Below are 24,963 nucleotides of genomic sequence, written 5' to 3'. Positions count from 1 at the left end.
GGTCGAAAGGTTGGGGTTTTCCATCTCATCCACATCCGGACCGATCTTCCGGCCGGACTCATCACGCGGATACCAGACCCCGGCAGGCTATGCCGGGATCATCACTGCGCCCGGCTCCAATGCTGCGGGAGATCAAAGCTTTGCTTTCCTACCGATTGCCCACACCGCGCCAACTGGAATGTTGAAAAACGCAGAACCTCCAATCGCATTTGGATGAAGGTTCAGTGGGAGGTCATGCCCGGTACGCGTCGTCGTTCTTTGCGGACTAACTGACGCTGTTGTCGATCCATGCGTGCGTCTGTTCCAGAATCTCGTCCGATAGTTCCGGATCGTCGATTGCCCGGGCGAGTATGACTGCCCCAACCATGGCCGCCCAGCTTCCTATCGCTGTGCGCCGGCGATCTGCCGGGTCCAGTTGCGGGAGTGCCTTTTCGATCCGGCTGATCTGCGCACGAAGGCCTTCTGTCATGGCGGAGCGCGCCGGCGGCGTCTGGTGGCGAATTGCTGCAGCGAGACCGGCGGTTGGGCAGCCACCGGCAGCGTTGTCGCGATGGCGAGGCGCAAGATAGGATTTGACGAAATCGCTGAAGTTGCCTCCTCCGACGCTATCCGAAGCAAGGGCATGGGCAAGGGTCTCCGCGACCAGATCGTCTTTTGAACTGAAATGTCCATAAAAGCCGCCGTGAGTAAGACCGGCTGCCTTCATCACCTCCGCAACGCTGACGGCATCGAACCCCTTGTCGCGAAACAGCCGGCTGGCGACATCCAGAATCCGGCGACGGTTTTCCGCCATCTGTTCTCGGCTGACCTTCATTTTCACAATTCTCCCAACATGGTCGTTGACATTTACATGATGGCTATCATATTTAAATCCAATCATGATGATCGTCATGAATATAGGTTCCATCACAGAAAAGAGCAATCCTATGAGCACAAATCCTGCAGTCCTCATCACCGGCGCCTCCACCGGTATTGGTGCAACCTATGCCGATCGGTTTGCGCGGCGCGGCCACGATCTCGTGCTGGTCGCCCGTGACGTGGCGCGAATGGAGGCCGTTGCAAGCCGTCTGCGACAGGAAACCGGCGTGGCCATAGACATCGTCCAGGCGGATCTCACGCAACTCGCCGATGTTGCGAAAGTAGAGACGAGACTGCGCGACGATGACAGCATCGGCATCCTCGTCAATAATGCCGGAACGGCCATCGGTGGAACGTTCATCGAGCAGAGCACCGACGACATGGCCCGGCTTGTTGCACTCAACTCGACTGCACTCGTTCGCCTTGCCAGCGCAATTGCTCCTCGACTCGTCAAGAAAGGTGAGGGTGCAATCGTCAACATCGGCTCCGTGGTTGGTCTGGCGCCGGAGTTCGGCATGACGGTCTACGGCGCAACCAAGGCCTTTGTCCTCTTCCTGTCTCAGGGGCTTAGCCTCGAGCTTGGACCGAAGGGCGTTTACGTTCAGGCTGTTCTTCCCGCCACGACACGAACCGAAATCTGGGACCATGTCGGCGCCGACGTCAATGCACTGAACAACGTCATGGAGGTGGGCGATCTTGTGGATGCGGCTCTGGTCGGCTTCGACCGTCGCGAGCCGGTGACCATCCCGCCGCTTCCCGATGCCGGTCAGTGGGAAGCCTTTGAAGCTGCGCGCAAGACCATGCTGGCCAACTTCGGCAATGCGCTGCCAGCCGAACGGTACCGCACCGTCGCTTGAGCAGACCGCGCAACCCATACCGCTGCGGCGGCAACACATAGGCAAATCATGACTAAAAAGACGCTTTTCGAACCCTATACGCTTGGCTCCTTGACCCTTTCCAACAGGATCGTCATGGCGCCCCTGACGCGCAATCGTGCCGGTTCGGGCTTTGTCGCAGGTGACCTGACGGCTGAATATTACGGCCAGCGTGCTTCGGCCGGGCTCATCATTTCCGAAGCCACGCAAATATCACAGCAGGGGCAGGGATACCAGGACACGCCCGGTATCTATACCCAGGCGCAGATCGAAGGCTGGCGCAAGGTCACCAGTGCGGTGCACGAGAAGGGTGGCCATATATTCCTCCAGCTCTGGCACGTCGGTCGCATCAGCCATGTTGATCTCCAGCCGAACGGCGCAGCGCCGGTTGCCCCTTCAGCCATCCGCGCCGAGACAAAGACGTTCGTCAACAACGCCTTCGTGGACGTTTCGCAACCCCGGGCCCTTGAACTGGAAGAGCTTCCTGGGATCGTCAACGATTTCCGTCAGGCAGCAGCCAACGCCATCGAGGCTGGTTTCGATGGTGTCGAGATCCACGGGGCCAACGGCTATCTGCTTGATCAGTTCGCCAAGGACGGTGCCAATGTTCGCACAGACGCCTATGGCGGCTCTGTCGAAAACCGTGCGCGCCTCATGCTGGAAGTCACGGCCGCGGTTGTCCAGGAAATCGGCGCTGCACGCACCGGCATCCGCATCTCGCCGGTCTCGCCCGCCAATGGCATTTCGAGCACTGATCCGCAGGAGCAGTTCGATTACATCGTCGATCAGCTCGAAGCCCTTGGCATCGTGTACATTCATGTCGTCGAGGGTGCCACAGGTGGACCGCGCGATGTCGCGCCATTCGACTTCGGATCATTGCGCCGTCGCTTCAGCAAGACCTATATCGCCAACAACGGCTATGACCTCGAACTGGCGACTTCGCATCTTACCGAGGGTCGGGCGGATCTGATCGCCTTCGGCCGGCCGTTCATTGCCAATCCCGATTTGGTTGAGCGATTGAAAAGCGATGCGCCGTTGGCAGAGATAAACCCGGCTACGCTCTACGGTGGCGGTGCCGCGGGTTATATCGATTACCCCTCTTTGGCGGCAGCTGCCGGGCGTTGACTACTTTTGGGGTCGCTCGCTGGTGCGGCCCCATCAAATCAGTGTGCTGTGCCTGATCCTTTGCGGATTGGTGCCGGGTCCCGACACTGAAGGGTTACCCTTTCCCTCACCAAATGAAAGTCACACTTGACTTTAATGATGATATATATCATTAAAAATCATCAATGATGATGATAATCATCATAAAATTAGTGTCGTAAAACCATATGCCTTGGCGGCAATCCATGGTGATACCGAAAAGAGAGAAAGACGCTATGGCGACGTTTGCTACCAAGAGACAGAAGACCGCCTTTGTGACCGGGGCTTCCAGTGGGATTGGCAAGGCGGCCGCCACGGCTCTGGCCCGGGCAGGCTACCGGGTGATTGGCACGAGTCGTAAGGCTGCACCTGACGAGACACGTGATGGCATTCGGATGATTGCTTGTGACGTGACTTCCGATTTGTCTGTCTCGGATGCCGTGGCGCTGGCGCATCAGGAACTTGGCCGTATCGACCTTCTGGTCAACAATGCCGGTTACGCCCTGTCCGGGGCGGCCGAAGAAAGCTCGGTGGATCAGGTTCGTTCGCTGTTCGAAACCAATTTTCTGGGTGTCGTTCGGGTGACCAATGCCGTGTTGCCGATGATGCGCCAACAGGGCTATGGCAGGATATTGAACATCGGCTCTGTCCTGGGCTTAATACCCGGTCCTTTTGGAGCCTATTACTCGGCCAGCAAGCACGCCATTGAGGGCTATTCGGAATCGCTGGACCATGAGGTTCGCCAGTTCGGCATCCGTGTCGCCGTGATCGAGCCTTGGGCAACGAAAACCTCGATCGAGGCCAATTCTCCGCAAGGCGACCGTCCGGTTGCAGCCTATGGCCAGACACTGGCCAGATACCGCACGGCGTTTGACTTGGCCATGGCGACCGGCGACACGGCGGATGATGTTGCGGCCACCATCCTGATGGCGGCGCAGGACAAGGCGCCGCGGTTGCGCTACCCCTCCGGCAAGGCGGCCCGGCAGACCTCGTTTGCCCGGCGTTTCCTGCCGCGCGCGCTGTTTGATCGAACCTTGCGCAAGCAATTCAACATCGCGTGAGCGAGAATGATGGCCACGGCAGGGCCTTCCAACAACATGCTCAGTTCGCGCTGAAAGCCTTGGCTTTTTTAGCCATCTGAGCCGATAATATTTTTACACTGGAGAACGTCCGTGAAAGCCTTCGTCGTCGACAAATACAAAAAGAAGGGCGCCTTGCGTCTGGCAGACATGCCCGAGCCCCGGATGGGCGCGAATGATGTTCTGGTTCGCATTCAGGCCACGGCGATCAACCTTCTGGATTCCAAGGTGAGGGACGGCGAGTTCAAGCTTTTCCTGCCCTATCGCCCGCCCTTTATTCTGGGTCACGATCTAGCCGGAACGGTTGTAAGCGTGGGCGCGAATGTGCGGCAATTCAAGGCTGGGGACGAGGTTTACGCCCGCCCGAGGGATCACCGGGCCGGTACCTTTGCAGAGTTCATCGCAATTGACGCCGCCGATGTAGCGCTGAAGCCCGCGAGCCTTTCGATGGAGCAGGCTGCATCCATACCGCTGGTTGGACTGACCGCCTGGCAGGCGCTGGTGGAGGTCGGCAAGGTCAAGCCCGGCCAGAAAGTGTTCATTCAGGCTGGTTCCGGTGGGGTTGGGACCTTTGCCATCCAGCTTGCCAAGCATCTCGGCGCCACGGTGGCCACCACGACCAGTGCCGCGAATATTGACCTGGTCAAAAGCCTCGGCGCCGATGTGGTGATCGACTACAGGACGCAGGATTTCGAACAGGTGCTATCCGGTTATGATCTGGTGCTGAACAGTCAGGATGCCAAGACGCTGGCCAAGTCGCTGAATGTTCTGAAACCGGGTGGTCGGTTGATATCGATCTCGGGGCCGCCGGATGTTCCCTTTGCCAGATCTCTGGGGCTGAACATGTTCCTGCGCTTGGTGGTACGGATGCTGAGCCGGGGCGTGCTGAAGAAGGCGAGAAGCCGGGGCGTCTTGTATTCCTTCCTGTTTATGCGCGCGGAAGGGCAACAACTTGCCCAGATCGCCAAGCTGATCGACGCCGGCGTGATCCGTCCGGTCGTGGACAAGGTATTTCCCTTTGCTCAGACGGCGGAGGCCTTGGCCCATGTCGAGACCGGGCGCGCCAGGGGCAAGGTCGTTGTGAAGGTCGCAGACTGAGTTCGTATTTTGCAGGAGATGGGGTCGCATGGCTGCGGCCCTATTGCTCCCGCCCGCCATTTTCGACAGAGGCCCGGCAATCGGCGCGGCAAATATCAAGAATTTCATCCGCCAGGGCCGATGCGTCCGGGCAGGCCCGCGATAGCACGATGGCCCCGACAGCTTGCGCCATAATACTGATGGCTTGCGTGCGGGCATTTGAGCCGGCGGGCTGGTTCGCCGCAAGATTGCTCTCCAGCGCGTCAACAAGGCGCTCGATGCCTTCGCCGAAAACAGCTCTGGTTTCGTTTGGCAGCCGCGCTGCTTCCCCGCTCAGTGCGGCGGCCGTGCAGCCTTGGCCACGCGCATCACGATGCGTGCGCGAGATGTAGGCGTCGATCATCTCGCCCAAATCATACCCGGCATAGCGTGCCAACGTTTCGGAAAACCCTTTGGCGGAGGCTGCTGCTATGAGCGCCTCCTTCGAGACGAAGTGGTTGTAAAATCCACCATGGGTCAGGCCCGCACCCTCCATCAGGTCAGCCACGCCAACGCCATCGAACCCTCGTTCGCGAAACATCCCGGATGCAATCGCAACAATCCGTTCATGATTTTCCTGCTTCTTTTCCTTGGTGATCCGCATGTCCGAACCCTTTCGACGGCGCCGTCTCCATGATGTTGGATATCATCATGGATTGAGAGTATTGCTGACGATTATCATTAATAATGCGCTCAACACAAGGAACACGTCGTATCGGCTACTAATTTTCCGTCCTTCGCCGCCGACATCTTGTCGCTGGCTGCAACGAAGACTTCTGTTTCTGGGAAGCTGGCCCGGATTGTTAGTAAAATAAAGCTCGGTTACGTGGATCGGCGTATCCTCACTGGAACGCCCTTATATGCTGGGGTCCCGGATTTCCTGTCGTAGTCTGCGAGCGCAATGACCTGGTTCATTTCGGGGTAATAACCTGCTACCGAGCCGGGCGGAATATTGTAGGCAACGGCGGTAAATCCGGTAGCGGTTTTGGCGCCACTCCCGCAAATTGCTTCGACATCGATGAGGTCTCCGTCTCTTAGTCCCCGCGTTTCAAGGTCCCGCTGGTTCATGAAGATGACGTCGCGGCGGCCGTAGACACCACGGTAGCGGTCGTCGAGGCTGTATATGGTGGTGTTGTACTGGTCATGACTGCGCAAGGTGGTCAGCACAAGGGCTTCGGGGTCGTGCAAGCGTGTGTCCTCATCAAGTCCCGGTGCGACGAGAAATTCGGCCTTACCGGACGGCGTATTCCACACACGATCAGAAGCCGCGACCGTGAGCCGGAAGCCTCCGGGCGTTTTCACGCGCGTATTGAAATCATGAAAATCGGGAAATACGATTTCGATCTTGTCGCGGATCTGCTCATAGTCGCCGGCCATCCCGTCCCAGTCGATGTCGTGCCGGTTACCTAGCGTCGCCTTGGCCATGCCGGCAATGATCCAGGGTTCCGAGCGCAACTCATCGCTTGGCGGTTTGAGGAAACCGCGCGACGCGTGCACCATCGACATGGAATCCTCTACCGTGACGGATTGGCGCCCTGTCGCCTGAATATCCAGATCCGTCCGGCCCAGAACCGGCAGGAGGATCGATGTCTTTGCCAGCAGCAGATGCGAGCGATTGAGCTTTGTCGCAAGATGAACGGCCAGATCGAGTTTCCGCATGCCCGCGAACGTCGCTTCAGGATCGGACATTGCGACAGCAAGATTGCCACCAAGGCACACCAACGCTTTCGACCTGCCCTCAATGATGGCCTCGATTGCCTCTACGGCGTTATGGCCCTTTTCACCAGACGGGCGGAAACCGAAGGCTTTTTCCATGCCAGCAAGAAGAGCCTCATTGGGAATTTCAGTGATGCCGACGGTCCGGTCGCCCTGAACGTTGGAATGGCCGCGCAGGGGACAGATACCGGCGCCTGGCCGGCCTATATTGCCGCGCAGCATCAGGAAATTGGCGAGTTGCTGCACATTGGCCGTGCCATGGGCATGCTGTGTGATGCCCATGCCATAACAGAGAATGACGTTTTTCGCCTTGAGGTAGACATCCACGGCGCTATCGAGCGCTTCCAGTGACAGGCCGGATTTCTCGATAATCTCCGGCCATTGCGTCTGGTCGATATCGGCTTGCAGGGCTTCAAGGCCAATCGTATGCGCCGCGATGAAATCGCGGTCGATGACGCCGGGTCCGCCAGCTTCGATATCGGCCGCGTCCCGCTCGAAGATGCGCTTCATCATACCCTTGAGTGCGGCAAGATCGCCGCCGGTACGAACCTGATGATAGGCAGACGCGATCGGCGTGGATGACATCGTCGCCATTTCGATCGGATCCTGCGGGGCTGCAAACCGCTCCAGCGCCCGCTCCTTTAGTGGATTGAAGACGACAATCGGCACACCCCTGCGGGAGGCCTCATGTAATGTCGTCATCATGCGCGGATGGTTGGTGCCGGGATTGTGCCCGAACGAAAAGATCGCGTCGGCATGATCGAAATCCTCCAGCGTTACAGTGCCCTTGCCGACACCGATCGACAGGGGCAGACCGACGCTGGTGGCTTCGTGGCACATGTTGGAACAGTCGGGGAAATTGTTGGTGCCATAGGCGCGAACGAAGAGCTGAAAGAGAAACGCTGCTTCGTTGGAGGCACGACCGGACGTGTAGAACTCGGCCATATGAGGGCTGGGAAGGGCGTTCAATTCCGAGGCAATACGCGCGAATGCGGCATCCCATTCGATCGGCACGTAGCGGTCACTGGCATGATCATAGATCAGCGGATGCGTCAGGCGCCCCTGATCTTCAAGCTTGTGGTCGGTCCATTGCCAGAGATCAGTCACCGAATGAGCGGCAAAGAAATCGGGGCCAACGCGCTTGGCCGTCGATTCCCAGGTGATCGCCTTTGCTCCGTTCTCGCAGAACTCAAACGAACTTGTGTGCTTCGGATCGGGCCAGGCGCAGCCGGGACAATCGAAGCCTTCGGGCTGGTTTGCCTTTAACAATGTCGCCGCGCCCTCGGCGATGATCTGCTGGTGAGCAAGGGTTTTGGCGACGGCTTTTAGTGCGCCCCAGCCACCTGCTGGCGCTTTGTAATGCTCTATCCCATCCGGCCGCTTCTCGCTCATCACAGTCTCCCTTCAGCGTGTTTGAATAAATCTAGCATCGAACGCATCAGTACGAACCTAGACCGATGTATAGGTCCAGGTAGACGTCTATCGAATGTGCGGCCAACGAGATTGAGCATATTTTGCCCAGATCAAGATTGGCGGTGGAACAGTATCATGGAAAAGACAGGACAGATGCAAGCCGGGGCGGCAAGCGCCACCCACAATGATGCGATCGGACAAGTTGCGCTTCTGGCCATGGCCGTCGCGGGCGGTATTGCCGTCGCAAACATCTACTACAATCAGCCGATGCTCGGCCTTATCGAGGCGGATTTCAGTCGGCAGCCAGTTACCGGCATGGTGCCCACCGCAACGCAACTCGGTTACGCACTGGGGTTGTTCCTTTTACTGCCGCTCGGCGACCTCGTTAATCGCCGCCGGATGATCATTGGGCAATTCGTGGTGCTTGCCGCCGCGCTCGCGCTGGCTGCACTGGCGCCGACGGCCTGGATGCTGGTTGCAGCATCGGTCATGGTTGGAGCATGCTCGACAGTCGCCCAGCAGATCGTGCCCTTTGCGGCATCGCTGGCCGCGCCCGAAAAGCGCGGCGCCACAATCGGCACCGTCATGGCAGGCGTATTGTCGGGCATATTGTTCAGCCGCACCCTGTCGGGCTTTGTGGGCGAACACGCCGGCTGGCGGGAAATGTTCTGGATCGGCGTACCGCTCGCCCTGCTCGCCGCGGGCCTCATGTTTGCGGTCCTGCCGCATCATCGGCCAACCTCGACTTTGCGATATCATCAGGCGCTCCGGTCGCTTGGCCAGCTATGGAAACGCCACCCGGCCTTGAGGGCAGCGACTATCATCCAGGCGTTTCTGTTCGCGTCGTTCACGGCCTTCTGGACCATCCTCGCTCTCTATCTGGCGGGGCCAGAATTTCAGCTCGGTGCCGATGTAGCGGGTCTGTTTGGGATCGTCGGTGCGGTCGGCATATTTGCAGCGCCTCTGGCAGGAGTTGTTGCCGACAGACGGGGACCGCATTTCGTGGTCTGGATGGGCGCCGGATTGACGATCGCCGCCTGGCTGATCTTCGGGGTCTGGGCATCGATCGTTTCCTTGGTTGTGGGCGTCATCGTGCTTGATTTCGGCATACAGAGCGCGCTGATTTCTAACCAGCACATCATCTATGCCCTGGATGCCGATGCGCGTAGCCGTCTCAACACGGTCTTCATGACTGGCATGTTTCTGGGGGGTGCCACAGGTTCGGCGATGGCGACACTGGCCTGGGGGCAGGGCGGCTGGCTCGTCGTCAGCCTTCTCGGCGCGGCGTTCGGCCTCGCAGCCTTCGCGGTGAAAATATTTCATCATCGCCGGCATTCGCTGACGGTTGTCGGAAACTGAGGGCGGAACGATGGAAAAGCTACGTATAGGAATCGTCGGCGGTTCGCTTGCCGGCCTCTTCGCTGGCATCATGTTACAACAGGCTGGCCACGATGTCCGCATCTACGAGCGATCGAAGAGCGGTCTTGCAGGTCGGGGAGCGGGCCTCGTCGGTCAGAGGGACCTGCTGCACATTCTCCGGCTGATTGGCTGCGAGCATGTCGCCCGTATCGGCGTGGTGGCTAAGGAACGCATCTATCTCGATCAGGACGGACGTATCGCCCAGACCGTTAAGGCGCCCCAGACCCAGATCTCCTGGGACTACCTGTTCGAAACTGTCGCTTCCCGCATCGCTTCAGGAAGCTATGTGTTGGGTCGGGATGTCGTCAAAGTGCTGGATGGCGAGAGTGGCGCGGAGCTGATTTTTGGTGACGGTACGCGGGTGAATGCCGATCTGGTTATCGGTGCCGATGGCCTTGGTTCGGTGGTGCGCGCAGCGGTCAATCCCGGAGACACTCAAAACCGCTATTCCGGCTATGTCGCATGGCGTGGATTGATCCCGGAAACGAGGCTTCCAACGGCAGCTAATCTGCTTCTCGACCGGTTTGCCTTTCATGTCAGGCCGGGCGTACATGCGCTCGGTTATCTTGTCCCGGGCTCGAAGGGCGAAATGGACATCGGCAATCGCCGATATAACTGGGTCTGGTATCGCAAAGTGCCAGCAAGCGAACTTGCCCACACGTTCACCGATCTGGATGGGCGAACGCATGCATTTTCGCTGCCGCGTGGTGGCTTGTCGAGCGACCGTCTGGAGGCGTTGCGCGTCGATGCGCTGCAGATGCTTCCGCCGCAATTCGCCCAGGCGGTCGAGGCGGAGCCAAGCCCCTCTATCCAGGGCATTTTCGACTACGAGTCGCCCCGCATGACGGGCCGTTCGGTCGTCCTCATCGGCGACGCCGCCTTTGTCGCGCGTCCGCACACCGCGATGGGCGTGTCGAAAGCAGCGGGCGATGTCATGGCGTTGAGCAACAGCCTGGAGTCCGAGGTTGACCTTCCCAGTGCCCTGCAGCGGTTCGAGGATGATCGCATCGCGGTTGGCCGGGAAATCGTTGCTTATGGCCGGCAACTCGGTGCGTCGGCTATCTGAGTATCGACCGGCTGCCTGTCACGGTACTCAAGAACGATATTTTTAACCCGCTGGCTTCTGCCAGCGGGTTTTTGATTTTGAGAAAGGTCGGATGCTTCAGTTGGGGGGCTTTATCAGGCTTAGTGCGGCGTGGATTTGCGAGACGACGGCGGCACCTTCCCCAACTGCTGCCGCGACCCGCTTGGTCGATCCGGCACGGACATCCCCGATGGCAAAGACATTCGGCAGGCTGGTTTCGAGAGGCAATGGCTTGCGGGAAAAACGACAATGCTCATCGAAGGATTGCCCAGTGACGATGAAGCCCTTGTCATCGGTTTGCACCCGGCTGCTGATCCAGCCAGCGTTCGGATCCGCGCCGATAAAAAGGAAGAGATGATGAAGCGGCAAGGTGTTCACGCTTCCATCCAGGCGGTTGCGCAGTCTTGCGGAGGAGATGCCAGTGGCGTTATCGCCATTGATCGCGTCCACTTCGCAATGCATGTGCAGTTGGACGTTCGGCAGGGCCTTGATACGGTCGATCAGATATTGCGACATCGTATCTTCGAGTGCGCGCCGCACGACCAGATGAAGTGTCTTGACCTGAGGCGCCAGAAAAACGATGGCCTGGCCTGCCGAATTGCCGCCGCCAACCAGGACGATCTCTTCGCCGGCGCAAAGTTTTGCCTCGATCGGCGAGGCCCAATAGGAAACGCCGTTGCCCTCGAAACCGTCAATGTTGGTGATATCCGGCCGCCTGTAGCGAGCGCCGGATGCGATGACGACACTGCGGGCCGTCACCGATTTTCCACCGTCGAGTTCGAGCGCCAGCACACCTGCGTCATCTTTCGGAGGGATTAGATTTTTGACAGCGACGGGAAGAACCATTTCCGCCCCGAACTTGAGTGCCTGATTGTAGGCACGTCCCGCCAGCGCCTGTCCGGATATGCCCGTCGGGAAGCCGAGATAGTTTTCGATCCGAGACGAAGCGCCGGCCTGCCCCCCAATCGAGTGTTCATCGATGACAAGGACGTCGAGCCCTTCCGAAGCGGCATAGACGGCGGTGGCAAGGCCCGCCGGTCCAGCGCCGACTACAGCGACGTCATAGAGCTTTCCGGGCTTGAGGTCCGGCGTCATGCCGAGACATGCTGCGGCCTCCGCATCGGTCGGTTTCTTGAGCACGGTGCCGTTGGGGCAGACCATTAGCGGAAGGTCGGAGGCGAGAATACCCAGACGTTCGATCAGCGCCTTACCTTCACCCTCCATGGCAGCATCAAGCACGATGTGGGGAAAGGCATTGCGGGCTAGGAATCCTTGCAGGCGCGAGAGCGCGGCATTGCCAGCGGTTCCAATCAGAACAGAACCTGCGCCTGCATCGATCAGACCGACGCGGCGCAGGATGAAGGCGCGCATGATGATTTCGCCGACATCGGCCGATCCGATCACCAAGGCCCGCAAATGGGCGGCATCAAAGGGAATGGCCGTGCAGCCCTCGGACCCGGCGCGGGCCCCGGCAAGTGTCGGTCGACCCGACAGCTGGTTGACTTCGCCAGACAACTGGCCTGCTCCATGCGTCGTGATCGGTGCCTCGCCGGAAAGACCTTCGTGGCGAAACACGTCCATCGATCCCTTCAGCACCAGCCAGGCGGGCGCTGCGTGGTCTCCTACCTTGTAGACGAAGTCACCACGTGCGAAATCTTTTGGCTCGCCGCTGGCAAAACGCTTCGCCGTCTCGACCTGATGGGGGTTGAGCACCGGAAACATCTGGTCCAGGCGCGCGCTGAGATCTGCCATCTGTTACCTCCAGCTGGAAATGTCGTCCGCAGGTCACCGCCGATTTTTCGGCGAAGTTCAGTAATATCGCGGTATCGGCCCGCGTTGCGGTGTCTGATCAGGCAGGTTCACCATGGTTTCGTCCACATAACACCAGCCCCAGCCTTCCGGCGGGTCATAGCCCTCGATGATGGGGTGGCGGGTGGTGTGGAAATGCGCGGTCGCGTGGCGGCCGGGGGACTGATCGCAGCAGCCGACATGACCACATTCGCGGCAGAGCCTCAAATGAAGCCATATCTGGCCAGTTTCGAGACATTCCTCGCAGCCAAGCGTCATGGGCTTGACCGATCGGATCGTCGGCAGGTGCGAGCATTGATCAGACATGGTTCCACTCCTGAACGTGTTGGAAATTTCAGTGCTTCAGTGCTTCTTCAAGACACAGTATAAGCTGGTTGAAATCGACTGGCTTCCCAAGGAATGCGAATGCACCGCCATCCATTGCCGCTGCTCTCGTTCGCTCGTCGCAATAGGATGTCATGAAAATCATCGGCGGCTTTTGATCACCGCGCGAGTTTAACACGTCCTGCATCTGGATGCCGCTCAAGCCTGGCATTTTAACGTCGACCAGCATGCAGTCGATCGCGACGCGATCACCGCGGGCCAGAAAGTCTTCCGCAGACGAAAACAGCCGGCTCTCGTAACCGCAGGACAAAACGAGATCGTCAAGGGCTTCGCGGATCGACCGATCGTCGTCAACGATGGCTATGACAGGTGTTCTGGACAATTTGATTGGGCCTTGCCTCTTAAAATCAACTGGCTTCTATATGCGCCATCGAGACACAACATTGCACCATACAAGGGTCTAGGTTTTGGCCTCAAAGGCCCAGCAGTTCCGCCTTGCGCACCAGTTCGGCTACGGAGCGCGCCTCCATTTTGCGCATGACATTGCCGCGATGCAGCTTGACCGTGATCTCGCTGATCCCGAGGTTGAACGCAATCTGCTTGTTCATCAGGCCTTGCACGACAGCCGTCATGACCTCATGCTCGCGGCGGGTCAATGTCTTGGCCAGTTCCACGACGGCGCCATTTGCAGCAGATTGCTGGCGCATTTCCCGATCTTTCTGAAAAGCAACCGAGACGGCGTCGAGGATGTCCTGGTCCCGAAAAGGTTTGGTCAGGAAGTCGATGGCGCCTGCTTTCATGGCACGGACTGTCATTGGTATATCACCGTGACCCGTCATGAAGATGATAGGCATTCGGTTGCCGAGCTTTTCCAGGTGGAGCTGAAAATCAAGGCCGTTCGCACCGGGCAGGCGAACGTCGAGAAGAATGCAGCCAGGTCGGTCCAGATCGGCATTTTCGAGCAGGTCCTGGGCGCTTTCAAAGGATTTTGCTTCTGTTCGAATTGACAGGAACAGATCGACCAAAGCCTCGCGTATCGCAGTATCGTCATCGACGACGTAGACAACCGGCGTATCGCCGTTCGGCGGTTTGGCGGACTTTCTCGCATCATTCATGGGTTGCCTCCATCGGGACGATCATTTCGAACAATGCGCCACCATCGATGTGATTGCTGGCAGACAGCATGCCGCCGCGGGCTTCGAGCATGCTGCGGCAGATGGCAAGGCCCATGCCAAGCCCGGTCGGTTTGGTCGTGCAGAATGGTTTGAACAGGTTTTTGAGAACGTCCGGACTGAGCCCGGGACCTGTGTCGAGAACCTTGATGATCACGCTTTGATCATCCCCAGGCTCGATCGTTACCGATATCCGCCGCATCGCTTCCGGGGTTTCGGCCATGGCGTGAAGGGAATTGGTGATCAGGTTGATCAAGACTTGCTGCAGCTCTATCCGCACAGCGTTGACGGTGGGCACATCGCTTGCTTCAGCTATTTCAACAATGACCCCGTTTCTGACAAGCTCGCTCTCCATCAGCGCGCGTGTCTCCGTGACGAGATCGGCCAGCGAAACCGGCTCGATATCGGGCGGGCGGTTACCAAGCATTGATCGTGCGCTCTGAATGATGTCGCTGGCACGCTGGCTGTCACGAGCGATGCGCTCAGCTGAGCGGGAAACGGCTGCCAGATCCGGCGGGTCGCGATCCAGCCAGCGCTGCAGGGTCTGGGCGTTGACCACCAAGGCGCCGAGCGGCTGATTGAGTTCGTGCGCGAGCGAGGCAGATAACGCGCCGACGGTTGCCGCGCGCGACGCCAATGCCAATTCCGCCTGGGCCTCGAACAGTGCTTTCTGGGCCAGTTCCCGCTCCGTAATGTCGAACATACCGACAATGACACGGTTGAAATTGGCAGGATCTTCAGGAAAGCCAACGGTCAGCAGCACAAATTTGCTGGTGCCATCGCTGGTGATGATGCTGCCCTTGCCTTCGAAATGCGTCTCGTTGTTGAAAATTGCCGCGATGAGATCGAGAAAGGTGGCGTCGTCCTGGGCAATATAGCGGCGCATGGAGCCGGGATTGTTGTTACCCACATGGCCCAGCAATTCAAGTGCCGCCGCGTTGGCGGCAACGGTAGGGACGCTGACGATGCATCGCTCCAGAAAATCCGGGTTCTCCCGAGCGTGAGCACCAAGGTCTTTGACACCATCTGCTTTCAACGCCATCAGCATTGCGCGGACCTGCGAATAGTCGCGCTCCCAAAGTGCAACGCGGCTTTGCTCGAAAATCGTCCGGTAGCGCTCTTCGCTGCTCTGCAGGGCGGCATTGAATTTCACAAGATTGAGGCGCGCGCGCTGATTGCGGATGATCAAGGCGCAGGTGATCAACATTGCAGCAACCGCGACCGCCAGGCGTAGGGTTGCGGCGAGGTCGGTTTGCAGCCCATGAGCTGCAAGATACGAGACTGCCGCCAGACCGATACAGATACCGGTCACCAGTATCGTTCCTTTTTCTGTCAGGGTTTCTGCCGACAGAAGCAAGGTGATGACATAGAGCGTGGCAAGCGCGCTGTGAATGTCGGTATAGGTATCGAGATAGAAGATCAGCGCTGCGAGCAAAAATGCGCAGACGAGCACGCCAAGTTCAAAGCGCGCCGGCAGCCGTCTTTCCGGGTTTACCAGGACCAGCGAATGCAAGGAGATTTCCCACGTTGAGATCGACCGCATTATCAAGCCATCCCTGCTGCCGAAACGCAATTGGCAATTCCAATATTCCTATGCAAACTCAATCTCATAACCGCGCAAAAAAGAATGGCCATTCCAGGACTGGGATGGCCTCAGATGGATCGCGACATCCATGTGAAAGGGCGCGCTTGAAAATTCAGGGCGCATTGGCATCCAGCATCTCTTCAGTGGAGGGCCTGGATTTGTAGCCTCGGTTCGGCAGGCGAGCCACTATACTTAGGTGTCAGTCCGACTAACCAAGCATTGGATACCGCGCAACCAGATCCTCGCCTACAACCATCTCGTCAAACAAACGATGTGGGCAGGAGTTGAAAATGCAGATTTCAAAACATGTTCTTTCTCTCAAGGACCGGCCTGCAGCCTTCGAAAGCCCGGCGGGATCGATCATGCGCCTTGGTCGCGATCAACTGCCAATCCTCAAAGGCCTTTCAATACGCAGGCTGGTGCTCACGGCACACGCGATCAGGGAGCCTCACTGGCATGCGAATGCCAATGAACTGGGCTACTGTGTCCGCGGACAGGCACTGGTGACTGTCGTCGGCAATCATGGCAGCCGCGACGTCTTTCTTATCGGCATTGGCGAAATGTTCTTCGTTTCGTCAGGCACGGTTCACGCGATTGAAAATACCGGTGAAACGGAGGCGGAGTTCATCCTTGCCTTTTCGAACGAGGATCCGGAAGATTTCAGCCTGTCTGGCGCCTTCGACGTGATGTCCGACGCCGTGCTGCTGAGCACCTTCGAGTGGCAACCGCAAAAGCCGCCGAGTTTTGGCAGGCTGAACGCAAACACAGAGATATTCGACCTGCAGGCCCAGCCAGCCGTTGAAAAGCAGGCGCTTCATCCAAACAGGCTCAAATTCCGTGTCGAGGAGTCAGCGCCGCACGTATCGTCGCCGGCGGGCTCTGCAAGGACCGCGCAGGCTCCGGCTTGGTCTGTTCTCGATGGTCTTTCGATGTTTTCTGTCCGCATCAGCGAGATTGGCCTGCGCGAACCGCACTGGCACCCCGAGACCGCCGAAATGGGCTATGTGCTCGAAGGGACCGGTCAGATGACAGTCCTTGATCCCGATGGAAGCGCTGACACCTATTCGATCCATCCGGGCGACGCCTATTTCGTGCCGCCGGCTTACCCGCATCACATCGAAAACACCGGCAGTGGCACACTGCATATCCTGATTTTCTTCAGTCGCAGCGCGCCACAAGATATCGATTACCGAGCAGCGGCGGCCGGTTATTCACGCAGTGTGATCGCTAGCCAGTTGGGCCTTTCCGAGCAAGCCCTCCTGCCTCTTCCTGTCGATATCGACGATCCGCTGATCGTTGCACGGCTCTGAATCCCTGAATCCCTGAAACCCAAACCCAAGCCCAAACCCAATGGAGATTACCATGAACCGCACCCTCGCTGAAAAACATCGCAAGTCGCCTCTTGCAACACCGACTGCCCTTGGCACGAACGCAACCGCCGATATTTCCGGCGCGTTGACGGCGCTGCTGGCCGATGTCTTCGCGCTTTATCTCAAGACGAAGAATTTTCACTGGCATATGAGCGGTCCGCATTTCCGTGATTACCACCTGATGCTGGACGAGCAGGGCGAGCAGATCTTCGCCATGACGGATGACATTGCCGAGCGAGCCCGCAAGATCGGCGGCACCACACTTCGTTCGATCAGCCATATTTCCAGGTTGCAGCGGCTTCTCGACAACGACGCCGATTTCGTGACCCCGGCGGATATGCTGGCCGAGCTTCGCGACGATAATCTCACACTCGTCTCGCTGATGAAGGCGACACACAATCTTTGTGAAGACCATGGCGACATCGCAACCGCCAGCCTGATCGAAAACTGGGTGGATGAGGCAGAGCGCCGTGCCTGGTTCCTGTTCGAAAGCACCCGCGGCGCCGAATGAGCGCGCGAAATTTCGGAGAGGCCCATGATCAACGAACTTTCACTGTCCCGTCGGCAGGTCCTGTTGGCCGGCACCACGGTTTCTCTGGCCTTGGCCATGCCGGCGATGGCTTCCGAAAAGAAAATTTCCCGTAACCCAGAAGGAATTGCATCGATGACCACGAATTTCGTCACCACCAAAGACGGCGTAGAGATATTCTTCAAGGACTGGGGTCCGAAGGATGCACAGCCGATCGTCTTCCACCATGGCTGGCCGCTGTCGTCAGACGACTGGGATGCCCAGATGCTTTTCTTCCTCAGCAAGGGCTATCGCGTTGTGGCCCACGACCGCCGCGGCCATGGACGCTCCAGCCAGGTGAGCAATGGTCACGACATGGATCATTACGCTGCCGATGCCTCCGCCGTCGCCGAATATCTTGACCTGCGCAATGCCGTTCATATCGGCCACTCCACAGGCGGCGGCGAAGTCGCTCGGTACGTCGCACGGCATGGTCAGCCACAGGGACGCGTGGCAAAGGCTATCCTCGTCAGCGCCGTTCCGCCGTTGATGCTGAAAACCGCAGCCAATCCTGATGGCACGCCGATGGAAGTCTTCGATGGGTTCCGTAGCGCCCTGGCAGCCAATCGCGCGCAGTTCTTCCTCGATGTTGCGTCGGGCCCATTTTATGGTTTCAACCGGCCGGATGCGAAAGTTTCGCAGGGTGTGATCGACAATTGGTGGCGCCAGGGGATGATGGGTAGCGCCGTGGCGCACTATGAAGGTATCAAGGCGTTTTCGGAGACAGATCAGACCGAAGACTTGAAGGCGATTACGGTTCCCACGCTGGTGACCCAGGGTGATGACGACCAGGTCGTTCCCTACAAGGCCGCCGTAGAGCTTCAGGCCAAGCTGATCAAGAACAGCACGATGAAGATCTACAAGGGCTTCCCGCACGGGATGCTGACCACGCATGCCGACGTGATCAATCCAGACCTGTTGGCCTTCATCAAGGCTTGATTGTTTCCCTATCCCAAGACGTGTGTGGCGGCTCCCCAAAGGGCCGCCACTACAAATGCGGGGTCAGCGGGTTAGTCAGCAGCTCGTCGCGAAAGCTCGCGGGCCAGATCAAGAAACGCTTTCACTCCAGCCGACAGATTTCGGCGCCCGGGATAATACAGGCAGAGCCCCGGATACGGTGGTGTCCAGTCCTCCAGCACCCGGACAAGGCGCCCCGCTTTGATGTCGGGGAGCACTTCCTCTTCCATGGTATAGCCCAGGCCGGTACCTTCCAGCACCGAAGTCCTCACAAGGCCCGCTTCATCAAGTGTGATCGGGCCTCGCACATCGATTTGCACCGGTTCGTCGTCTTTTTCAAACCGCCATCGAAACAGTGAGCCGTCAGGCAAGCGAACGCGAATGCATCTGTGATTGAGAAGATCCGGAGGAACCACGGGTTTGGGATGTTGTGCGAAATAGTCCGGAGAACCAACAACAGCGTGTCGCTGGGGCCGGCCGAGCGAAACGGCAATCATGTCGCTGGGAACGAGACCTGCCACCCTGACGCCCAGATCAAAACCGTCATTGACGATATCAACCATTTTTCCTTCCGTGACCAGATCGACATTCATCTCGGGATAGCGACGCAGGAACTCAAGCACGAGCGGTGAGATGATGGCGCGTGCTGCAAACGGTGCCGCATTGATGCGTATCGTTCCAGACGGTGTCTCGCGTTGAGAGCGCACCGTTTCCAGAGCGGCATGAAGGTCCTGAAGCGAAGGCGCAACCTGCTGTACAAAGAGCCTGCCGGCATCTGTCAGCGAGACGCTGCGCGTGGTGCGATTGAACAATCGTACGCCGAGCCCCGCCTCAAGCCTGCCGATGGTGTGGCTGAGCGCAGTTGTGGACATACCGAGATCGATAGCCGCTGCGCGAAACGTCCCGCGCCTGGCGATCGCGATGACTGCTTCGAGTTCCCTAAGGTTTAACTGTTCCATTATCCCGATCTGTTCAACATCACGTGCATGTTTATCCCACTTATCAATGCAATGGTAGAGCACTAACTTAGGGGCACCTCACAAGGAGAAATAAGATGGATATGCCCCAAGTTGTGAATATGTATTTTGACGCTGACACCCGCAACGATGCCGACGGGCTGTTGCAAACGCTTGATGTCGATGCGGTGGTCGAGGACGAGAATGCCCGCTATCAGGGCACTGCCGCCATCCGTCAATGGTGGGTGGCCGCCAAGAGGTCGGCTCAATACGTTGCCGAACCTGTGGAAACCACGATTGACGGTGACAAGACACTCGTGCGGGCGAGGGTGAGTGGCAAGTTTCCCGGTAGTCCGGTGATGCTAATCCATGCCTTCACGATCAAGGACGACAGGATCGTCAGGCTGGAGATCCGGTCATGACTGACTTTCTCAATCTGAACGGCAAACGCGCACTCATTACGGCTGGAACCAAAGGTGCTGGCGCTGCGACCGTCAGCCTGTTTCGCGAACTCGGCGCAAAGGTGCTGACGACAGCGCGTGCCCGTCCGGAAAACATGCCGGAAGAATTGTTCGTCGATGCGGACCTGAGCACCGAAGAGGGATGTGAAATCGTCGCAGAGGCCACGCGGCGGCGCCTTGGCGGCGTCGATGTCATCGTCCATATGCTGGGTGGCTCCTCAGCATCGGGGGGCGGCTTTTCTGCCCTGTCGGAGGATGACTGGCACAAGGAAATATCGCTTAACCTTTATCCGGCTGTCCGGCTGGATCGGCAACTGGTCCCGGATATGGTCGCCCGGGGAAGCGGCGTTGTCGTGCATGTGACATCCATCCAGAGAGTCCTGCCGCTTCCGGAATCGACAACAGCCTATGCCGCAGCGAAAGCGGCACTTTCGACCTATAGCAAGGCGATGTCGAAGGAAGTGTCGCCCAAAGGCGTGCGCGTCGTTCGGGTTTCGCCGGGCTGGATCGAAACGGAAGCCTCCGTCCACCTTGCAGAGCGCCTGGCGAAGCAGGCCGGAACTGACCTTGAGGGTGGCAAGAAGATCATCATGGATGGACTGGGCGGCATTCCGCTCGGCCGCCCGGCAAAACCGGAAGAGGTCGCAAACCTGATCGCCTTCCTCGCTTCCGACCGCGCGGCTTCGATTACTGGTACTGAATACACAATTGATGGGGGGACGGTGCCGACAGCGTAGGTTCCGAGATGCGCCTGCAGATCAGGCGGGCGCGTCCCACCCGCCGATCTGTGAATAGATCGCGTCGCGGAGATGGCGGACGTCGTGGTTCAGATCGGCCAGCTCCTTTGGAGTTTGCATTGAAGCTGCAAGCAAGGTGTCGCTGAGGCAGCCCGCCCTGTGCTGCAATGCGCGGCCTTCCTCGGTCAACGCGATCACCACCTGCCGCTCATTGCTGAGGTTTCTGGTCCTGCGCAACAAGCCGGCTGTCTCAAGGCGCTTCAAGAGCGGCGTCAGTGTGCTCGATTCCAATGCGAGGGCGTTTGCAATGGCGCCAACGGTTTGCTCATCTCCGCTCCAAAGCACGTTTAGCACGAGATATTGCGGGTACGTCAGCCCCAGCTCATCCAGAAAGGGCTTGTAAGCGCGCTGGATGGCAATGCCGGCAGTATAAATTGCGTAGCACAGCTGGTCGTGCAAGGGCGGTGGATTGTTGTGACGTATGGTCATTCTAGGCTCCTTCACACATACATATAGTCAATCATACGGCAAAAATAAATATCGCGATAAGAATTATCTTGACGGAAGGGTCAGCATCTGTCAGCTTATGTGTATCGCGATAACAGTTATCGCAAAACAAAAAGGAAGAAGCCATGACACGCAAGTCCGCAACCGCCCTTTCTGCAATTGCCACCGCCGCATTGTCTGCCGCACTGCCGGCAAACGCTGCCGACACCATTTCCCAGAACCAGTCCGTAAAAAACGTCGTGCTTGTCCATGGCGCTTTTGCTGACGGCTCTGGCTGGAAGGGTGTCTACGACAATCTCACAAAGCGTGGTTACCGCGTGACCATCGTCCAGAATCCCCTGACCTCTCTGGCGGACGACGTTGCCGCCACAAAGCGTGCTCTCGAGCGGCAGGACGGTCCGGTCATTCTGGTCGGACATTCCTGGGGCGGCACGGTCATTACAGAAGCGGGCGTTGATGAAAAGGTTGCTGGCCTCGTCTATGTCTCTGCGCTCTCACCAGATGCCGGCGAAACGACAGCCCAGCAATATCAGGGGTTTGCTCCCGCATCGGAATTCGTCATCGAAACCACGAAGGATGGTTTTGGATATGTCAGCCCGGCAAAGTTCAAGGCTGGTTTTGCTCATGACGTTAGCGATGCCGATGTTGCGTTCATGAGGGACGCTCAGGTCCCGATCAACATGTCGGCGTTCGGCACGAAGCTCGAACATGCTGCCTGGCGTACCAAGCCCAGCTGGGCTGTGATCGCTACTGAGGACAAGGCATTCGACCAGGCAATGCTGATCCATATGGCCGAACGCATCAAAGCCAAGATCACCAAGGTCTCAGCAAGCCACGCCCTGTTCATGACGCAGCCGACGGTCGTCGCTGATACCATCGATGCTGCCGCCAAGGCCGTCTCGGCAAAGCAGAAATGATAGATTCCGCGTTATCGGGACAATCCGCACTGTCCCGATAACGACCGGAACGTATTATTTCGAATTTCACAACAAACTATGAATTATTAGTTCAATTGTTGTGCCCGCGACTTGGTAGCAATATCCACACATCAGACGAGCAACGGCGTCGCCTGAAACACGAAACCATACATTTGCAGGACGTGAGATGACCCAGAACGACTTTTCCATAACGCGCCGTGGCGCACTGCTTTCAGTTGGTGCAGCCGCAGCGGCGATGGCCATTTCACCCGTATTCACCTTCGCAGCAAACGCTGCCCCCACCAACACATCAATCGAAGGAAACAAGACCATGGGTACTATCACCACCAAGGACGGCGTCGAAATATTCTACAAGGATTGGGGCTCCAAGGATGCTCAGCCCGTCGTCTTCCATCACGGCTGGCCGTTATCGTCTGACGACTGGGATGCCCAGATGCTGTTCTTCCTTGCCAACGGTTACCGGGTCGTTGCCCATGATCGCCGTGGCCACGGACGCTCTGCCCAGGTTTCCGAAGGGCATGATATGGACCACTATGCCGCCGACGCTTTCGCTGTCGTCGAAGCGCTGGATCTGAAAAATGCCGTGCATATCGGCCATTCCACTGGCGGTGGCGAAGTGGCGCGCTATGTGGCGAAGTTTGGTCAGCCGGCCGGTCGTGTCGCCAAGGCCGTTCTGGTATCGGCAGTCCCGCCGCTGATGCTGAAGACCGCAGCCAATCCCGAAGGCCTGCCGATCGAAGTGTTCGACGGCTTCCGTTCGGCGCTGGCGGCCAATCGGGCGCAATTCTTCCGCGATGTCCCGGCCGGCCCGTTCTACGGTTTTAACCGCGATGGCGCCAAGGTTCAGGAAGGCGTAATACAGAATTGGTGGCGCCAGGGCATGATGGGCGGTGCAAAGGCGCACTATGATGGCATCAAGGCCTTCTCCGAAACCGACCAGACGGAAGATCTGAAGGCAATCACGGTGCCGACGCTCGTTCTCCACGGCGAAGACGATCAGATCGTTCCAATCGCGGATTCTGCACTGAAGTCCGCCAAGCTGCTGAAGAATGGTTCGCTGAAGACATATCCCGGCTTCTCGCATGGCATGCTGACCGTGAATGCCGATGTGCTGAACGCCGATCTTCTGGCATTCATTCGATCCTGACGATAAGAGGTGGCCGTGGCGGAACCTGCCACGGCCACTGATGCAATCCTTGCCGTACTACCGATCGAGACGACGATGCAGTTGACGCCCGAGCTTGTAGCCCTGACCATCAGAGACGTCCGTGACGACGGCCCGGAGCCGGGCTGGACGCCGTTATCTGAAACAGAACTTGACGCTCTGGTTGCCGCTATCGAACGTGAAGCCGATAGCGATCCGATCTGGGTGTTTGCATACGGTTCCCTCATCTGGAATCCTGAGTTCAAGCCAGCCGGCAGGCGACGTGCCACCGCCCATGGCTGGCATCGTTCGTTTTCCCTGAAAATCGAGCGCTGGCGGGCAACGAGCGCGCAGCCAGGTCTGATGATGGCGCTTGAGCGTGGTGGACAGTGCGACGGTGTCATCATGCAACTCTCGTCCGAGCGGCGGCGTGACGACCTTCGAGCTCTCGTCGCCCGCGAAATCAGGTATCGGGAAGTCATCGACATGGTGCGCTGGGTAAAGGTCAAAACGCCTGACGGCATCCAGAAGGCTCTGACATTCTGGGCGAGCACAAAGCGCGCGGGTCTGACGGCGCCGCTACCGGTGGAAACGACGGCAAAACTGATCGCCAGCGCCTGCGGGGAGGGCGGTTCCTGCGCCCAGTATCTGCACAACACGATCGTCGATCTTCAGGCAGAGGGCATTCGCGATCGAAACCTCTGGCAGTTACAGGCGCGGGTCGCGGCCGAGATCTCCGCACAGCAAGGACGCTGTGGCGGGACAGTCCGGGATATCAATCAAGCATGACCATCTGCGCCGCAACCTGCTCCTCGAAGAATTTGGAGAAGGATGCAATGCGGGGAGGCAGAGCCTGATAGGGCGGGTAGTAGAGGGTCAACCACAGATCGGGTGGGGCCCAGCCCTTGAAGACGTGCACGAGGCGCCCACTCTTGAGGTGTTCCGAGACATGAAAGTTCGGCAGCATGGCAACGCCTGCTCCATCTGCGGCCATGTCGGCCAGAACCTCACCATTATTGGCGCTGAAGGCGCGCCCTGCCGATATCGTCATGCTCGAGCCGCCGTCCGAGAGAACCCAGTTCTCTCGCCGGCTTTCGCCGCTATAGGCGAGGCAATCGTCTGGCGTCAGCTCGTTCGGATGCTGCATCTCGACAAACCGGCTTCCCGGTGCCGCAACCAGAATGCGCGGCACGACGCGGATTTTCCTCCATATCGTGAACTTGTCCGATGGCTGAGACGAGATGCGGATCGCCAGATCGTAGTCATCATCAACGATATTCACCAGTCCGTCGGACAGTGATATCTCGAAGCCCATCTTCGGGTATCGCTCTTTGAAGCCGGAGAGGATCGGTGGGAGCACCGCCTTGCCAAACCACGTCGGCGCACTGATCCTGAGACGCCCTTCGTCGGCTTTGTGAGCGTTCATCACGTCGCGGCGCGCTTCTTCAAGCGTCTTCACCGCCGGCTGAATCTGGGCGGCGAAGATCGCACCGTCTGTTGTCAGCGACACTTGCCGGGTCGTACGGACAAACAGCTGAACGCCGAGTTCGGCTTCAAGTGCCGCAATAGCCCTTGTGACTGCAGCCGGCGTCATGTCGAGTTCGCGGGCAACCTGGGCGAAATTTCGCTTTTCGGCCGCAAGGAGGAAGGTTCGCAGAGCTTTGTAATCGTTCATTGGGATTGTTTCAAAAAGAGCAACGCAGTCGAAATTAATATTGCAATTCTCTGGTGT

The 24,963-nt window shown here is 58.3% G+C and carries 25 protein-coding genes and 1 pseudogene; 15 read left to right on the top strand and 11 right to left on the bottom strand.

The window, feature by feature from the left end; translation table 11 throughout:
- Positions 1–46: 46 nt before the first annotated feature.
- A pseudogene (locus tag ACZ5A6_RS22215) lies at positions 47–217 on the top strand (IS3 family transposase); the annotation flags it as partial.
- A gap of 48 nt (positions 218–265) precedes the next feature.
- On the opposite strand, the gene ACZ5A6_RS22210 reads toward ACZ5A6_RS22215, so the two are convergent.
- Positions 266–814 carry a TetR/AcrR family transcriptional regulator gene (locus ACZ5A6_RS22210; protein WP_065658404.1) on the bottom strand — a complete coding sequence of 183 codons (549 nt, stop codon included), beginning with the start codon at positions 812–814 and terminating at the stop codon, positions 266–268.
- Positions 815–926: 112 nt separating this feature from the next.
- Here ACZ5A6_RS22210 and ACZ5A6_RS22205 point away from each other — a divergent pair, with 112 nt between their 5' ends.
- The 4 genes from ACZ5A6_RS22205 to ACZ5A6_RS22190 all read left to right on the top strand — a co-directional run bounded on the left by ACZ5A6_RS22205 (position 927) and on the right by ACZ5A6_RS22190 (position 5,053).
- Positions 927–1,715, top strand: a complete 789-nt coding sequence (locus ACZ5A6_RS22205; protein ID WP_111800186.1) for an SDR family NAD(P)-dependent oxidoreductase — start codon at positions 927–929, stop codon at positions 1,713–1,715.
- Between the two features lie 48 nt (positions 1,716–1,763).
- Positions 1,764–2,858, top strand: coding sequence for an alkene reductase (locus ACZ5A6_RS22200; RefSeq protein ID WP_111800171.1), 1,095 nt, complete (start codon positions 1,764–1,766; stop codon positions 2,856–2,858).
- A gap of 254 nt (positions 2,859–3,112) precedes the next feature.
- On the top strand, positions 3,113–3,937 hold the full coding sequence (locus ACZ5A6_RS22195) for an oxidoreductase (RefSeq protein ID WP_111800170.1): 825 nt from the start codon (positions 3,113–3,115) through the stop codon (positions 3,935–3,937).
- A 111-nt stretch (positions 3,938–4,048) separates the two neighbouring features.
- Positions 4,049–5,053, top strand: a complete 1,005-nt coding sequence (locus ACZ5A6_RS22190) for a zinc-binding dehydrogenase (RefSeq protein WP_111800169.1) — start codon at positions 4,049–4,051, stop codon at positions 5,051–5,053.
- A 40-nt stretch (positions 5,054–5,093) separates the two neighbouring features.
- Here the strand turns inward: ACZ5A6_RS22190 and ACZ5A6_RS22185 are convergent, their stop codons facing one another.
- Positions 5,094–5,675 carry a TetR/AcrR family transcriptional regulator gene (locus tag ACZ5A6_RS22185; protein WP_111800168.1) on the bottom strand — a complete coding sequence of 194 codons (582 nt, stop codon included), beginning with the start codon at positions 5,673–5,675 and terminating at the stop codon, positions 5,094–5,096.
- A 218-nt stretch (positions 5,676–5,893) separates the two neighbouring features.
- Entirely contained in the window at positions 5,894–8,179 is a 2,286-nt protein-coding gene (locus ACZ5A6_RS22180) for an FdhF/YdeP family oxidoreductase (protein WP_111800167.1), read from the bottom strand.
- A gap of 156 nt (positions 8,180–8,335) precedes the next feature.
- Here ACZ5A6_RS22180 and ACZ5A6_RS22175 point away from each other — a divergent pair, with 156 nt between their 5' ends.
- Positions 8,336–9,559, top strand: coding sequence for an MFS transporter (locus ACZ5A6_RS22175; protein ID WP_111800166.1), 1,224 nt, complete (start codon positions 8,336–8,338; stop codon positions 9,557–9,559).
- Positions 9,560–9,569: 10 nt separating this feature from the next.
- A complete protein-coding gene (locus ACZ5A6_RS22170; protein WP_111800165.1) occupies positions 9,570–10,685 on the top strand; it encodes an FAD binding domain-containing protein in 1,116 nt (371 codons plus the stop codon).
- 96 nt (positions 10,686–10,781) lie between these two features.
- Here the strand turns inward: ACZ5A6_RS22170 and ACZ5A6_RS22165 are convergent, their stop codons facing one another.
- The 5 genes from ACZ5A6_RS22165 to ACZ5A6_RS22145 form a co-directional block, all read right to left on the bottom strand.
- A complete protein-coding gene (locus ACZ5A6_RS22165; RefSeq protein ID WP_065658409.1) occupies positions 10,782–12,455 on the bottom strand; it encodes an FAD-dependent oxidoreductase in 1,674 nt (557 codons plus the stop codon).
- A 57-nt stretch (positions 12,456–12,512) separates the two neighbouring features.
- Positions 12,513–12,818: a UBP-type zinc finger domain-containing protein gene (locus tag ACZ5A6_RS22160; protein WP_060642819.1), complete on the bottom strand. Its 306-nt coding sequence runs from the start codon at positions 12,816–12,818 to the stop codon at positions 12,513–12,515.
- Between the two features lie 28 nt (positions 12,819–12,846).
- Positions 12,847–13,218, bottom strand: a complete 372-nt coding sequence (locus tag ACZ5A6_RS22155) for a response regulator transcription factor (protein WP_025595171.1) — start codon at positions 13,216–13,218, stop codon at positions 12,847–12,849.
- 91 nt (positions 13,219–13,309) lie between these two features.
- Positions 13,310–13,951: a response regulator transcription factor gene (locus ACZ5A6_RS22150; RefSeq protein WP_013762159.1), complete on the bottom strand. Its 642-nt coding sequence runs from the start codon at positions 13,949–13,951 to the stop codon at positions 13,310–13,312.
- Positions 13,944–15,521: a sensor histidine kinase gene (locus ACZ5A6_RS22145; RefSeq protein WP_111800164.1), complete on the bottom strand. Its 1,578-nt coding sequence runs from the start codon at positions 15,519–15,521 to the stop codon at positions 13,944–13,946. Before ACZ5A6_RS22145 ends, ACZ5A6_RS22150 begins: the two co-directional genes overlap by 8 nt.
- Positions 15,522–15,883: 362 nt before the next feature.
- Between ACZ5A6_RS22145 and ACZ5A6_RS22140 the strand changes: the two genes are divergently transcribed.
- Genes ACZ5A6_RS22140 through ACZ5A6_RS22130 form a run of 3 tightly spaced genes read left to right on the top strand, consistent with a single transcriptional unit; the run spans position 15,884 to position 18,470 of the window.
- Entirely contained in the window at positions 15,884–16,903 is a 1,020-nt protein-coding gene (locus tag ACZ5A6_RS22140; protein ID WP_174050930.1) for a cupin domain-containing protein, read from the top strand.
- 52 nt (positions 16,904–16,955) lie between these two features.
- Positions 16,956–17,474, top strand: a complete 519-nt coding sequence (locus ACZ5A6_RS22135; protein ID WP_003519251.1) for a Dps family protein — start codon at positions 16,956–16,958, stop codon at positions 17,472–17,474.
- A gap of 24 nt (positions 17,475–17,498) precedes the next feature.
- Positions 17,499–18,470: an alpha/beta fold hydrolase gene (locus ACZ5A6_RS22130; protein WP_025595168.1), complete on the top strand. Its 972-nt coding sequence runs from the start codon at positions 17,499–17,501 to the stop codon at positions 18,468–18,470.
- 71 nt (positions 18,471–18,541) lie between these two features.
- Here ACZ5A6_RS22130 and ACZ5A6_RS22125 read toward each other — a convergent pair whose 3' ends face one another.
- Positions 18,542–19,447, bottom strand: coding sequence for a LysR family transcriptional regulator (locus ACZ5A6_RS22125; protein WP_003519247.1), 906 nt, complete (start codon positions 19,445–19,447; stop codon positions 18,542–18,544).
- Between the two features lie 95 nt (positions 19,448–19,542).
- Between ACZ5A6_RS22125 and ACZ5A6_RS22120 the strand changes: the two genes are divergently transcribed.
- On the top strand, positions 19,543–19,866 hold the full coding sequence (locus tag ACZ5A6_RS22120) for a nuclear transport factor 2 family protein (protein ID WP_013762164.1): 324 nt from the start codon (positions 19,543–19,545) through the stop codon (positions 19,864–19,866).
- Entirely contained in the window at positions 19,863–20,642 is a 780-nt protein-coding gene (locus tag ACZ5A6_RS22115) for an SDR family oxidoreductase (protein WP_111800162.1), read from the top strand. Before ACZ5A6_RS22120 ends, ACZ5A6_RS22115 begins: the two co-directional genes overlap by 4 nt.
- Positions 20,643–20,663: 21 nt before the next feature.
- Here ACZ5A6_RS22115 and ACZ5A6_RS22110 read toward each other — a convergent pair whose 3' ends face one another.
- The gene (locus tag ACZ5A6_RS22110; protein WP_111800161.1) at positions 20,664–21,131 is read right to left on the bottom strand and encodes a MarR family winged helix-turn-helix transcriptional regulator; all 468 of its coding nucleotides are present in this window, start codon (positions 21,129–21,131) and stop codon (positions 20,664–20,666) included.
- A 143-nt stretch (positions 21,132–21,274) separates the two neighbouring features.
- Here ACZ5A6_RS22110 and ACZ5A6_RS22105 point away from each other — a divergent pair, with 143 nt between their 5' ends.
- From ACZ5A6_RS22105 to ACZ5A6_RS22095, 3 genes are all read left to right on the top strand, one after another.
- The gene (locus ACZ5A6_RS22105; protein ID WP_003519240.1) at positions 21,275–22,066 is read left to right on the top strand and encodes an alpha/beta fold hydrolase; all 792 of its coding nucleotides are present in this window, start codon (positions 21,275–21,277) and stop codon (positions 22,064–22,066) included.
- Between the two features lie 187 nt (positions 22,067–22,253).
- The gene (locus tag ACZ5A6_RS22100) at positions 22,254–23,234 is read left to right on the top strand and encodes an alpha/beta fold hydrolase (RefSeq protein WP_065687459.1); all 981 of its coding nucleotides are present in this window, start codon (positions 22,254–22,256) and stop codon (positions 23,232–23,234) included.
- Positions 23,235–23,309: 75 nt separating this feature from the next.
- A complete protein-coding gene (locus ACZ5A6_RS22095; RefSeq protein ID WP_174051011.1) occupies positions 23,310–24,020 on the top strand; it encodes a gamma-glutamylcyclotransferase in 711 nt (236 codons plus the stop codon).
- On the opposite strand, the gene ACZ5A6_RS22090 is transcribed toward ACZ5A6_RS22095, so the two are convergent.
- Positions 24,007–24,906 (bottom strand): LysR family transcriptional regulator, encoded by a 900-nt coding sequence (locus ACZ5A6_RS22090; protein ID WP_003519235.1) that lies wholly within the window; start codon positions 24,904–24,906, stop codon positions 24,007–24,009. The two genes, ACZ5A6_RS22095 and ACZ5A6_RS22090, sit on opposite strands and share 14 nt — an antisense overlap.
- Positions 24,907–24,963: the final 57 nt, after the last annotated feature.

This window comes from Agrobacterium sp. 6Ca8, from assembly GCF_055382765.1.
Note: the sequence above shows the minus strand (reverse complement) of the source record. Positions and strands in the feature narration are given on the sequence as shown.